Source organism: Gordonia sp. ABSL11-1 (assembly GCF_030315685.1).
In the GTDB taxonomy this organism is placed as follows: Bacteria; Actinomycetota; Actinomycetes; order Mycobacteriales; family Mycobacteriaceae; genus Gordonia.
The window spans coordinates 84,782-96,988 of the sequence record NZ_JASXSI010000015.1; the positions used below are offsets into that span (position 1 = coordinate 84,782).

The 12,207-nt window shown below is 68.7% G+C and carries 11 protein-coding genes; 1 reads left to right on the plus strand and 10 read right to left on the minus strand.

Annotated elements, in window-relative coordinates; all coding sequences use genetic code 11:
• From QSJ19_RS17185 to QSJ19_RS17220, 8 genes are all read right to left on the minus strand, one after another.
• Positions 1-2,412, minus strand: a complete 2,412-nt coding sequence (locus QSJ19_RS17185; RefSeq protein WP_286322118.1) for an NADH-quinone oxidoreductase subunit G — start codon at positions 2,410-2,412, stop codon at positions 1-3.
• Positions 2,409-4,541 carry an NADH-quinone oxidoreductase subunit NuoF gene (nuoF, locus tag QSJ19_RS17190; protein WP_286322119.1) on the minus strand — a complete coding sequence of 711 codons (2,133 nt, stop codon included), beginning with the start codon at positions 4,539-4,541 and terminating at the stop codon, positions 2,409-2,411. Before nuoF ends, QSJ19_RS17185 begins: the two co-directional genes overlap by 4 nt.
• Positions 4,538-5,881, minus strand: a complete 1,344-nt coding sequence (nuoD, locus tag QSJ19_RS17195) for an NADH dehydrogenase (quinone) subunit D (RefSeq protein ID WP_286322120.1) — start codon at positions 5,879-5,881, stop codon at positions 4,538-4,540. The genes nuoF and nuoD overlap by 4 nt, the downstream gene beginning before the upstream one ends.
• Complete coding sequence (locus QSJ19_RS17200; protein WP_286322122.1) at positions 5,881-6,630, minus strand: NADH-quinone oxidoreductase subunit C; 750 nt, start codon at positions 6,628-6,630, stop codon at positions 5,881-5,883. Before QSJ19_RS17200 ends, nuoD begins: the two co-directional genes overlap by 1 nt.
• Positions 6,627-7,181, minus strand: coding sequence for a NuoB/complex I 20 kDa subunit family protein (locus QSJ19_RS17205; protein ID WP_187584396.1), 555 nt, complete (start codon positions 7,179-7,181; stop codon positions 6,627-6,629). Before QSJ19_RS17205 ends, QSJ19_RS17200 begins: the two co-directional genes overlap by 4 nt.
• Positions 7,182-7,252: 71 nt before the next feature.
• A complete protein-coding gene (locus tag QSJ19_RS17210) occupies positions 7,253-7,666 on the minus strand; it encodes an NADH-quinone oxidoreductase subunit A (protein ID WP_286322124.1) in 414 nt (137 codons plus the stop codon).
• Positions 7,667-7,786: 120 nt separating this feature from the next.
• Entirely contained in the window at positions 7,787-8,173 is a 387-nt protein-coding gene (locus QSJ19_RS17215; protein WP_286322192.1) for a DNA-binding transcriptional response regulator, read from the minus strand.
• A gap of 220 nt (positions 8,174-8,393) precedes the next feature.
• Positions 8,394-9,479, minus strand: coding sequence for a D-alanine--D-alanine ligase family protein (locus QSJ19_RS17220; RefSeq protein ID WP_286322125.1), 1,086 nt, complete (start codon positions 9,477-9,479; stop codon positions 8,394-8,396).
• Between the two features lie 68 nt (positions 9,480-9,547).
• Between QSJ19_RS17220 and QSJ19_RS17225 the strand changes: the two genes are divergently transcribed.
• The gene (locus QSJ19_RS17225) at positions 9,548-10,870 is read left to right on the plus strand and encodes a UDP-N-acetylmuramoyl-tripeptide--D-alanyl-D-alanine ligase (RefSeq protein WP_286322127.1); all 1,323 of its coding nucleotides are present in this window, start codon (positions 9,548-9,550) and stop codon (positions 10,868-10,870) included.
• Between the two features lie 21 nt (positions 10,871-10,891).
• Here QSJ19_RS17225 and QSJ19_RS17230 read toward each other — a convergent pair whose 3' ends face one another.
• Positions 10,892-11,665 carry a MerR family transcriptional regulator gene (locus tag QSJ19_RS17230; protein WP_286322129.1) on the minus strand — a complete coding sequence of 258 codons (774 nt, stop codon included), beginning with the start codon at positions 11,663-11,665 and terminating at the stop codon, positions 10,892-10,894.
• Between the two features lie 72 nt (positions 11,666-11,737).
• Positions 11,738-12,178: a hypothetical protein gene (locus tag QSJ19_RS17235; RefSeq protein WP_286322131.1), complete on the minus strand. Its 441-nt coding sequence runs from the start codon at positions 12,176-12,178 to the stop codon at positions 11,738-11,740.
• Between the last annotated feature and the right edge of the window lie 29 nt (positions 12,179-12,207).

Consider the following 12,207-nt stretch of genomic DNA (forward strand, 5'->3'; position numbering starts at 1 on the left):
TCACACCACCTCCCGGGCCCCGGTCGCCACACCGATCGCGACGATGTCGCCCGCCCCGGCCCGCAGGGTCGGGGCGACCTTGGCGCCGGGCGAGTTGGCCGGGACCCACACCACCCCGTCGACCATGTCGGTGATCGCCAGCGGCAGGACGATGGCCCCACGGTCGGAGCCGATCTCGACGAGTGTGCCGTCGACGGCGCCGATGCCGTCGGCCGTCGCGGCCGACAACCGCGCGACCGGGGTGCGCGCCGTGTCGGCAAGGTGGGGCTCGCCGTCCTGGAGCCGGCCGTCGTCGAGCAGCATCCGCCACGTGGCCAGGACCGCGCGCCGCGCGCCGGTGCCGTGGCTGTTGGACGCCTCCGCCACGGCGGCGACCGGAGGGCGGGCACCGTCCCACGGGCCGATGTGTTCGAGGTCGGCGCGGATCGTCGCCGGGTCGGGGCACCGGATGTCGACACCCATCTGCTTGGCCAGCGCATCGAGCACCCGGTGATCGGCCAGAGTGCCCGCCTCCGGCAGTGCCGTCGAAAACGGTCGTGCACGTCCCTCCCAGTCGAGGAACATCCCGGACTTCTCGGCGGCGGCGGCGACCGGCAGCACGACGTCCGCGAGGTCGGTCACCGCGCTGCGACGCATCTCCAGGCTCACCACGAATCCCGCCGCGGCGACAGCGTCCGCCGCAGCCGCGGGATCGGGGAGGTCGTCGAGCTCGACGCCGGCGATCAGGAGTGCGGAGAGATCCTCCCGCAGAGCGGCATCCAGGATCTGTGTGGTGTCGCGGCCGGGCGTGCTCGGGAGGTCGGCGAGGTGCCAGGCCAGCGCGATCTCGGTTCGCGCGGTGAGATCGGCGACCGGCCGTCCGCCGGGCAGCAGATTCGGGGCGGCGCCGACCTCGAGGGCACCGCGCTCGCCGGCGCGTCGCGGGATCCAGGCGACCCTCGCCCCGGTCCGTTCGGCCAGCCGCAGGACGGCGCTGAACCCACCGGCGACACCGGCCAATCGTTCACCGACGAGGATCACCGACCCCGGGGCGGCGACGGTGTCGGCGGCCGCATCCGAATCCAGCACCGCGGGTTCGTCTCCCGGTGCGGTCGCCAGCACGGTGCCGTCGAGTTTGACGACGCCTGGTGTCGCGAACGGCGCGACGGCGCTGACCCGTTGCCGGCGGGTGCGAACGGCACGACGCATCCGCAGGAAGACGATCGGCGACTCCTCCTCCGGTTCGAAGCCCACGAGCAGGACGGCCGGTGCTACGTCGAGCTCGCGATAGGTGACGTCATCGGGGCGCGCGGCGACATGGGTGGCGAGGAACTCGGCCTCCTCCGCGCTGTGCGGGCGCGCGCGGAAGTCGATGTCGTTGGTGTCGAGCACCGTCCGCGCGAATCGGCCGTAGGCGTAGGCATCCTCGGCGGTCAGTCGTCCGCCGGTGAGGACGCCGGCGCGACCGCGGGCGGCGGCGAGACCCTCCGCGGCGTGGCGCAGTGCGTGACCCCACGAGACCTCGCGCACCGTGCCGTCGGGCCACCGGACCATCGGCATGCGCAGCCGGTCGGCCGCGGTGGCGTAGGCGAATGCCCAGCGGCCCTTGTCGCAGTTCCATTCCTGATTGACCTCGGGGTCCTCCCCGGCCAGGCGGCGCAGCACCTTTCCGCGCCGATGGTCGGTGCGCTGGGCGCAGCCACTCGCGCAGTGTTCGCAGACACTCGGCGACGACACCAGATCGAACGGGCGCGCCCGGAAGCGGTACGCGGTGCTGGTCAGTGCGCCGACGGGACAGATCTGGACCGTGTTGCCGGAGAAGTAGGATTCGAACGGTTCGTCCTGGTACACGGACACCTGTTGGAGGGCACCACGATCCGCGAGATCGATGAGAGGATCCCCGGCCACCTGGCCGGCGAAGCGGGTGCAGCGCGCGCACAGCACGCACCGCTCGCGGTCGAGCAGCACCTCCGACGACAACGGGACCGGCTTGGTGAAGGTGCGCTTCTCACCGGTGAACCGGGACTCGCCGCGACCCGACGACATCGCCTGGTTCTGCAGGGGACACTCGCCGCCCTTGTCACACACCGGGCAGTCGAGCGGATGGTTGATCAGCAACAGTTCCATGACCCCGCGCTGCGCCTTCTCGGCGACCTCGGAACTGTGTTGTGTGTGCACCACCATCCCGTCGGTGACGACCGTGGTGCACGAGGCCAGGGGCTTGCGCTGCCCCTCCACCTCCACGAGGCATTGTCGACAGGCGCCGACCGGATCGAGGAGCGGGTGGTCGCAGAAGCGCGGGATCTGGGTGCCGATCAGCTCGGCCGCCCGGATCACCAGGGTGCCCGGCGGCACGGCGATCTCGGTGCCGTCGATGGTGACGGTCACCAGCGCCGGCCGGTCGGCGGTGCGCGCGTCGTCGAGAGCGGTCACCGCTCACCTCCCGTCGTGGTCGGGTCGTCGGCGAAGACGGTCGACCGGTGGTGGTCGAACGGGCATCCGCCGTCGAAATGGGCGAGATACTCGTCCCGGAAGTACTTGAGCGAGGACACGATCGGACTGCCGGCGCCGTCACCCAGGGCGCAGAACGACTTGCCGACGATGCTGTTGGTGACGTCGCTGATGGTGTCGAGGTCGGCGGCGGTGCCGTGTCCGTCCTCGATGCGCTGCAGCAGTTGCACGAGCCAGTAGGTGCCCTCGCGGCACGGTGTGCATTTGCCGCACGACTCGTGGGCGTAGAACTCCGTCCAGCGCAGCACCGCGCGGACCACGCAGGTGGTTTCGTCGAAGATCTGTAATGCCTTGGTGCCCAGCATGGATCCGGCCTCGCCGACGCCTTCGTAGTCCAGCGGCACGTCGAGATGATCGGCGGTGAGGATCGGGGTCGACGACCCGCCCGGCGTCCAGAACTTGAGCTGGTGACCGGCGCGAACGCCACCCGCGCGTTCGAGGAGTTCGCGCAGGGTGACGCCGAGCACGGCCTCGTACTGACCGGGCCGCGTCACGTGGCCGGACAGCGAGTACAGCGTGAAGCCCGGCGACTTCTCGGTGCCCATGGTCCGGAACCAGTCGACGCCGTTGCGGATGATGGGAGGGACGCTCGCGATCGACTCGACGTTGTTGACGACCGTCGGGCTGGCATAGAGCCCGGCGACCGCGGGGAAGGGTGGACGCAGGCGTGGCTGGCCTCGCCTGCCCTCGAGTGAGTCCAGCAGTGCCGTCTCCTCGCCGCAGATGTACGCGCCGGCGCCGGCGTGGACGACGAGGTCGAGGTCGAACCCGGACCCGAGGATGTCGGTGCCGAGATAGCCCGCCGCGTAGGCTTCGCCGACTGCGCTTCGTAAGCGGCGCAGCACCGAGGTGACCTCACCACGCAGGTAGATGAACGCGTGATGCGCGCGGATCGCGTACGCGGCGATGATCGCGCCCTCCACCAGCGAGTGTGGGGACGCCAGGATCAGCGGCATGTCCTTGCAGGTGCCCGGTTCGGATTCGTCTGCGTTGACGACGAGGTAGTGCGGTGCGGCGTCCGGGTCGTCGGACTGCGGGATGAACGACCACTTCATGCCGACCGGGAAGCCGGCACCGCCGCGACCGCGGAGCCCGGAGGCCTTCACGGTCTCGATGAGATCGTCGGGTGCGGTGCGCAACGCGGTTCGGAGTGCGACGTATCCGTTGTGCGACTCGTAGTTCCGCAGGGTCCACGACTCCGGCTCGGCCCAGTGGCGGCTGAGGACTGGGACGGTGTCGTCGGCGGGCCCTTCGTGACGCTCGCGAGCTCGCTCCTCAGGGGTCGGGGTGACACCTGCTCGCTCCTCGGCGGGAGCGTCCCGTTCTGTTCCCTGAGGTGCGCGGGAGTCCCGTTCTGTTCCCTGAGGTGCGAGCGGAGCGAGCCTCGAAGGGGCCAGCCCGGCCAGCTCCCGCGCCGTCCTCCGGAACGAGCACAATCCGCCGGTGCCGCGGGTCGGTTCGACCGACACACCGGCTCGGAGATCCTCGACGAGTTCCACAGTGCCGTCGGGGGTCTGGTCGTCGAAGAACTCCCAGTTGACCATCACCACGGGCGCGAAGTCGCAGGCGGCGTTGCACTCGACGTGCTCGAGGGTGATCCGGCCGTCGGCGGTGGTCTCTCCGGGAGAGATACCGAGGTGCTCGCGCAGCGTCTCGAGGATCTCGTCACCGCCCATCGCCGCGCACAGCGTGTTGGTGCACACGCCGACGAGGTACTCTCCCGTGGGCGACCGGCGATACATCGAGTAGAAGGTCGCCACCGCGGCCACCTGCGCCTCGGTCAGACCCAGTTGCGTCGCACAGAATCCCACGCCCGCGCGGGTGATCCGGCCGTCCTCCGACTGGACCAGATGCAGCAGCGGCAGCAGCGCCGACCTCGACTGCGGGTAGCGCGCGATGATCGTGTCGGCGTCGGCGGCGAGCCGGGCGGTGACGTCGTCGGGGTAGGCGGGCTCCCCCTCGAAGCGGAGCGCGGGGTTCGGTGCCGGGGCGATGACCGGGACGCCCTCGGCCGGCGGTGCGCCGAGCTCCACATACACCGGTTCGCTCATCGGTCCACCCCTCCCATCACCGGGTCGATACTGGCGACGGCGGTGATGACGTCGGCGACCATCCCGCCCTCGCACATCGCCGCCACCGCTTGGAGATTGGTGAACGACGGGTCGCGATAGTGCACGCGGTACGGGCGGGTGCCGCCGTCGCTGACCATGTGCACACCGAGCTCGCCGCGCGGTGACTCGACTGCCACGTAACACTGCCCGGCCGGCACGCGCAGACCCTCGGTGACCAGTTTGAAGTGGTGGATCAGCGCCTCCATGGAGGTGCCCATGATCTCGGCGATGTGCTCAGGGGAGTTGCCGAGGCCGTCCGGGCCGAGCGCGAGGTCGGCGGGCCAGGCCAGTTTGCGGTCGTCGATCATCACCGGTCCGGGCCGGAGCCGGTCGAGGCATTGCCTGACAATCCGCACGGACTGCCGCATCTCCTTGACGCGGATCAGGTAGCGGCCGTAGGAGTCGCAGGTGGTGTCGGTGATGACGTCGAAGTCGTAATTCTCGTAACCACAGTAGGGTTGGGACTTACGCAGGTCGTGTGGCAGTCCGGTGGAACGCAGGACCGGTCCGGTGATGCCGAGCGCCATACACCCGGTCAGGTCCAGGTATCCGACCCCCTGGGTGCGTGCCTTCCAGATGTAGTTCTCGTTGAGGAGGTCCTCGAGTTCGCCGAGTCGGGCGGGGAGGATGTCGAGGAGTTCGCCGACCTTGTCCACGGCGTCGTCCGGAAGGTCCTGTGCGACACCGCCGGGCCGGATGTACGCGTGATTCATCCGCAGACCGGTGATGTACTCGAAGACGTCGAGGATCATCTCGCGCTCACGGAAACCGAGGAACATCGCGGTGACCGCGCCGAGTTCCATCCCGCCGGTGGCGAGGGCGACCAGGTGCGACGAGATGCGGTTCAGCTCCATCAGCATCACGCGGATCACGCTGGCGCGCTCCGGGATGTCGTCGGTGATGCCGAGCAGGCGCTCGACCCCGAGGCAGTAGGCGGTCTCGTTGTAGAACGGGGACAGATAGTCCATCCGGGTGACGAACGTGACGCCCTGCGTCCAGTTGCGGTATTCGAGATTCTTCTCGATCCCGGTGTGCAGGTAGCCGATCCCGCATCGGGCCTCGGTGACCGTCTCACCCTCGATCTCGAGGATCAGCCGCAGCACTCCGTGGGTGGACGGGTGTTGCGGCCCCATGTTGACGACGATGCGTTCGTCGCCGGGCTGCGCCGCAGCCCGTTCGCGGACGGCGGTGACGATGTCGTCCCAGTCCTGGCCGGAGACGGTGTAGGTCTGCGTGGCGTGGATGTTGTCGTGTGGGGTGTTGTGGCCGGTGGTGGTCATCAGTTGTACGACCTCCGTTGATCGGGCGGCGCGATGCGGGTTCCCTTGTACTCGACCGGAACCCCGCCGAGCGGGTAGTCCTTGCGCTGTGGGTGGCCCTGCCAGTCGTCGGGCATCTCGATGCGGGTGAGCGAGCGGTGTCCGTCGAAGATGATGCCGAAGAAGTCGTACGTCTCGCGTTCGTGCCAGTCGTTGGTGGGGTAGATGTCGCAGAGGCTGGGGATGTGCGGATCGTCGTCGGCGACCGTGACCTCCAGCCGGACCCGGCGATTGTGGGTGATCGACAGCAGCGGATAGACCGCATGGAGCTCTCGGTGCAGGTCGTCAGGATAGTGAACTCCGTTGACACCCAGGCACAATTCGAATCGCAGGGTGTCGCGGTTGCGGAGGGTGAGTGCGACGGGGCGTAGGTGTTCGCGGCGTACGTGCAGGGTCATCTCGTCGCGGAACACGACCACCTTTTCGATCGCGTCGTCGTAGGTGGCAGCCGGCGCGCCGGCGGCGGCCTGCTCGTCGAGTCCGGCCGCCAGTTCGTCGGCGATCTCGTCGAAGTAGCCGCCGTAGGGGCGACTCGAACTCCCGGGGAGGGTGACGGCCTGGATCAGTCCGCCGTACCCGGAGGTGTCGCCGCTTCCGTGGACACCGAAGAGTCCCTTCCGGACACCGATCTGCTCGGGTCCGGTCTGTTCGGGCCGGGTGAGTTCGCCTCCGGTCCCGCGGGTCTCCGGGCCCGATCCGGACCCCGTCATCGCAGGAGGCCCTTCATCTCGATCGTCGGCTTCGACTGCAGCGCGGCCTGTTCGGCCGCCCAGATGGCCTGTTCCCGGTTCACGCCCAGCGGCATCTGTGCGATCTGCTCGTGCAGTTTCAGGATGGCGTTGAGCAGCATCTCGGGCCGTGGCGGACAGCCCGGCAGGTAGATGTCGACCGGCACCACGTGGTCGACGCCCTGCACGATCGCGTAGTTGTTGAACATTCCGCCCGAGGATGCGCAAACACCCATGGCCAACACCCATTTGGGCTCGACCATCTGGTCGTAGATCTGCCGGAGGACAGGTGCCATCTTCTGGCTGACACGTCCGGCGACGATCATCAGATCGGCCTGCCGGGGTGAGGCCCGGAACGCCTCCATCCCGAACCGGGCGAGATCGTAGCGCCCGGACGTCGTGGCCATCATCTCGATGGCACAGCACGCCAGGCCGAAGGTGGCCGGCCACAGCGAGCCCTTGCGCATGAATCCGGCCAGATCTTCGACAGTGCTCAACAGGAATCCGCTGGGCAGCTTCTCCTCGAGTCCCATGTCGCGAACCTCCTTGCGTGTAGCGGCGGTCGCCCCGCGTGCTCATCGGCGAGCGCGCGAGAGCACCGTGGTCATTCCCAGCTGAGTCCTCCGCGCCGCCACTCGTAGGCGTAGGCCACCGAGACGTTGACGATGAAGAGGGCCATGGCGGCGAGACCGAACCATCCGAGGGCGTCGAAGGCGACGGCCCACGGGTAGAGGAACACGATCTCGATGTCGAAGATGATGAAGAGCATCGCGGTCAGGTAATACTTCACCGGGATGCGCTGAACCGTGCGTTCCAGGCGTGACGCCGTCATCACGGCGGGCCCGCCCGACGACGAGAGCGCGTGTGACTCCGTCAGTGGTTCGATGCCGCACTCATAGGGTTCGAGTTTGGCGCGGTTGTACCGTTTCGGTCCGACGAGGAGAGCGATACCGACCGAAAAGACCGCGAACGCCACCGCAATTGCCCCGAGGACCATGATGGGGACGTAAGCGTTCATAGCGTGACGGCCTCCGCAGGGTAGGGCCTGATGTGAGCTGTAACACACACACTACAAGCGGAACCGACGGACTTGTCGAGCTTTCGGGCACGTGTTTCGGCGGTTGCGGACGAGATCGGCTCAGAGCCCGGTGCTGCGCAGCAGCTCGACGAGAGTCGTCGACAAGGTGATCGGATCGACGGGCAGCGTCGCGGTCGCATCGGCACGTGACCAGTCGGCCAGCCACCGGTCGTCGGCCCGGCCGAGGAGCACCAGGATCGGCGGGCACGGGTCGACCTCGTCCTTCATCTGCTTGGCCAGTCCCATGCCGCCCGCGGGGGTCGCCTCCCCGTCCAGGATGACCACGTCGATGACACCGGCGTCGAGCTGTGCGAACACCATCGGCGCGGTCGCGACCTCGACGAAACTGAGCTCGGGCAGTGCTGGGTCGGGATGGCGCCCCAAGGCGCCGATCACAGCTGCGCGCGTGTCGGAATGGTCGGAATAGACCAGAACCCGCAGGGCCACGACCCCCTCGGCGTCCCGGGGCCCGCCCTCCCGAGGTCGCAGCGAGCGTTTCTCGTTGCTCCGGTCGGGGTCTGTCACGTCGAGCACATTACCGTCCCACCCTCGCCGACCGTGTGCAGAATCGCCCGCCATCGTCCGCCCGCCTCGCCGACCGTGTCCGGATTCTCGTCGATCGTGCCCACGACCACGCCGGTTGGGCAGGCTTTGCGTCGAACTGTGCTCAGTGATCGGTGGAGAACCCGACCCGCCGACGATGGTTCTCCAGCGCGAAGGTCACCAGCTGATCGATGAGATCCGGGTATCGCACCCCGGTCGCCTCCCAGAGTTTCGGGTACATCGACCCCGGGGTGAATCCGGGAATCGTGTTGACCTCGTTCAACAGCCAACCGCGACCGCCCTCTTCGTAGAAGAAGTCGACGCGTGCCATCCCGGCGCAGCGCAGCGCGGTGAACGCCTTGGCGGCGAGATAGCGCACCTCGCGGGTGGCGTCGTCGGGCAGTTCGGCCGGGATGACGAGCGTTGCCGCGCCGGTGACGTATTTGTCCTCGTAGTCGTAGAACTCACTGCCGGGGAGGATCTCGCCGGGTACGGACGCCTCGGGTGCCGTGTTGCCCAGGACCGCGACCTCGACCTCCCGAGCCGTGACATGTTCCTCGATGATCACCACGTCGTCGTAACGCAGGGCGATGTCGATGGCCTTGTCGAGTTCGGACGGATCGTGCGCCTTGGAGATGCCGACCGACGACCCGAGATTCGCGGGCTTGACGAACAGCGGCAGACCGAGTTCGTCGACGGCGCGGGCGACGATCGTGTTCGGGTCGTCGATGCCGTCGCGGAACTCGATCCAGCGGCACTGCGGGATGCCGGCCTGTTCGGCGACGACCTTCGCCATCGCCTTGTCCATGCACAGCGCCGACGACAACACCCCGGCACCGACGTAGGGCACCTTGAACAGTTCGAGCATCCCCTGGATGGTGCCGTCCTCACCATGCGGCCCGTGCAGCAGTGGCAGGACGACGGTCACCGGTTGATCGGGGCCGTCGACCTCCCCGCGGATCGCGGTCAGCGGCTCGATCTCGGTGCCGGCGGCTTCGAGCCGATCCGGCAACGCACTGCCCTCGGTCAGCGCGGCGATCGCCTTGTCGTTGCGCAGCCAGGTGCCGCCCTTGGTGATGCCGATGGGTACGAGGTCGTACTTGCTGCGGTCGGCGGCGGCGAGCACATGGGCCGCGGTGACACAGGAGACGTCGTGTTCTGCGGACACCCCACCGAAGAGGACGACCAGACGCAGCAGGGGTGAAGCCATGGCAGACACGATACGGCCAGCGGGGACACCGCAGCCGCCCGAGGTCGGCGGGCTTGTAGCGTTGCGGTGTGCATGTGAGGGCGAGTGAGGTGGCCGAGGCCGTCGGCGGGCGGCTGGTCGGCGACGACGTGACGATCGACGGTGCCGGCATCGACTCTCGGAGCGTCCGCCCGGGTCAGCTGTTCGTGCCGATCGTCGCCGCGCGCGACGGCCACGAGTACGTGTCGTCGGCGGTCGCGGGCGGAGCGTCGGCGTACCTGACCTCGGTCGGGCGACTGCCGGATGTCGCCGCACCCGCGATCGAGGTCACCGAGACCGCGGCTGCGCTCGCCGATCTCGGCGGTGCCATACGAGACCGGCTGCCCGATCGCGTCGTCGGCGTTACGGGTTCCGTCGGCAAGACCTCCACCAAGGACCTGCTCGCCGGCGTGCTCGCCACGACCTATCGGACCACCGCCAGCGAGAAGTCGTTCAACAACGAGCTGGGTCTGCCGCTGACGCTGTCCAACGCCCCCGACGACACCGAGGCGGTCGTCGTCGAGATGGGCGCCCGCGGCATCGGCCACATCGATCTGCTGTGCGGTATCGCCCGGCCCACCGTCGGCATCATCACCCGCGTCGAAGGCGTGCATCTGGAGTTGTTCGGCGACATCGACGCCGTCGCGCAAGCCAAGGGCGAACTGGTCGAGGCGCTTCCGGTCGACGGCCTCGCGGTGCTCAACGCGGACCATGCGCGAGTGGCGGCCATGGCCGACCGCACCGACGCCGGCGTGCTGACCTTCGGGCTCACCCCGGCGGCCGACGTGCATGCCGCCGACGTCGTCCTCGACGACCAGTTACGTGCCTCGTTCCGGCTGCACACCCCGTGGGGTGAGACCGACATCCGGTTGGGTGCACGAGGCGAACACCAGGTGCCGAACGCGCTCGCCGCGGCGGCCGCGGCCGGCTGGCTGGGCGTACCCGTCGACGTCATGGCCGACGGATTCCTCGGGGCCGCGCTGTCCGGACTGCGGATGGAGCTGTCCACGACGGCGGGCGGCGTGACCATCATCAACGACGCCTACAACGCGAATCCGACGTCGATGGCGGCAGCGCTGTCGTCGTTGGCGGCGCTCGACGCCCCGCGCCGGGTCGCGGTCCTCGGGACGATGGCCGAACTGGGTGCCGACTCGGCGACCGAGCACGTCGCGATCACCGCCCGCGCACGTGAACTCGGTGTCGATGTCATCGCGGTCGACGAACCCGACTACGGCGAGGACGCCCGCCACGTCCCCGACGTCGACGGCGCCGTCGCCGCACTCGGCGACCTCGCGTCCGGCGATGCCGTGCTCGTCAAGGGCAGCCGGGTCGCCGCACTCGAGCGTGTCGCCGAGGCATTGCTCGAGCGCTGAGCTGGTCCGCCGGCGGCGACCTCAGCCGTCTCGCCCCTCGGCGTTCGCGACGATGATGTCGCGCAGGAACTGTGCGAGTCCCGGCGCCCGCGTGTCGTAGTGCGCGGTGAATCGCGGGTCGGAGAGGTACATCTCGGCGAGATTCATCTGCATCTCGTACCCGCAGTCGTAGAACTTGTTGATCCCGGCCCGGTGTTCTTCGGCGAGGGCGTCGGCCTCCGGTGAACCGGCGGTGACCCCGGCGCGCATCGCATCGGCCAGCTTCGCCTCGAGTGCGTCGCCCTCGGCTTTGATCCGGCGCCAGTCGTCCTTGTCGAATCGGGCCGTCCGCTCCAGGCTCTGTCGCCACGCGTCGGTCTCCCCCCAGCGCTCCTGCGCCTCGGCGGCGTACTCGTCGCCCGGCCAGTCGTCGCCGAAGATCTCGGCCTGCTCCACCGCGGTCAGCTGGATGCCGTCCTTCTTCGCGTTCATCATCTCCTCCACTGCTGCGACCATCCGGTGCAAGCGATCGATCCGTTCGGTCAGCAGATCGTGCTGATCCCGCAGATGCGCCATCGCATCCACGGACGGATCGTCGAGCAGGGTCGCGATCTGCTCCAGTGGGAAGCCCAGCTCACGGTAGGTCAGCACGCGGTGCAGCCGTTCGACGTCGGCGTCGTCGTACTTCCGATAGCCCGACGCCGTGCGGCCCGACGGCACCACCAGCCCGATGTGGTCGTAGTGGTGCAGGGTGCGGACGCTGATCCCGACGAGCCGCGCGATTGCGCCGACCGTGCGCTGGTCTTCCTCGCTCACATCTGACACTGTGGTGCCTCACGTCGCGTCAGGGTCAAGGGCGGAAATCCGCCCTGAGTTCCACCGCGGAACCTACGGCGCGAGCCCGAACTCCTGGTCGCCCTTGGTGCAGCTCGCGAGGATGCCGGTGGTCTCCGACGGCCCGCAGTCCCAGCCCGCCACCTGCTGCGGTGCTCCGGTCGCGATCTTCGGGCCGTACTCCGTCGCGACCTTCTTCGCGGTGCCGCAGTCCAGGTCGCCGCCGAGGATCAGGATGCGCAGGGCCCCGTCGGGACCCTTGGTGGTCCCGCACGCGGTGGTGTGGGCGTGATCGTCGGCGACGGAGGTCGTCGGGGAGGCCGGCTTCGGCCCGCCGACGACTGATGCGCTCGGGTTCTCCGACACCGTCGTCGCCGATCCGGAAGCCGCTCCCGATGACGGCGCGGACTCCCGTTCGGTGCCGCATCCGGCGAGTGCGAGGCCCAGCACCCCGGCGGCGAGAACGAACACGATTCGATGCAGGCTGCGCGACATGGACATCACCGTACCGGGTCCGATCGGCG

Coding starts and splice junctions, on each gene's coding strand:
- nuoF (WP_286322119.1), bottom strand. CDS start 4,541: ATGAGCGAACCGGTGTATGTGGAGCTCGGCGCACCGCCGGCCGAGGGC.
- nuoD (WP_286322120.1), bottom strand. CDS start 5,881: ATGACCACCACCGGCCACAACACCCCACACGACAACATCCACGCCACG.
- QSJ19_RS17200 (WP_286322122.1), bottom strand. CDS start 6,630: ATGACGGGGTCCGGATCGGGCCCGGAGACCCGCGGGACCGGAGGCGAA.
- QSJ19_RS17205 (WP_187584396.1), bottom strand. CDS start 7,181: ATGGGACTCGAGGAGAAGCTGCCCAGCGGATTCCTGTTGAGCACTGTC.
- QSJ19_RS17210 (WP_286322124.1), bottom strand. CDS start 7,666: ATGAACGCTTACGTCCCCATCATGGTCCTCGGGGCAATTGCGGTGGCG.
- QSJ19_RS17220 (WP_286322125.1), bottom strand. CDS start 9,479: ATGGCTTCACCCCTGCTGCGTCTGGTCGTCCTCTTCGGTGGGGTGTCC.
- QSJ19_RS17235 (WP_286322131.1), bottom strand. CDS start 12,178: ATGTCGCGCAGCCTGCATCGAATCGTGTTCGTTCTCGCCGCCGGGGTG.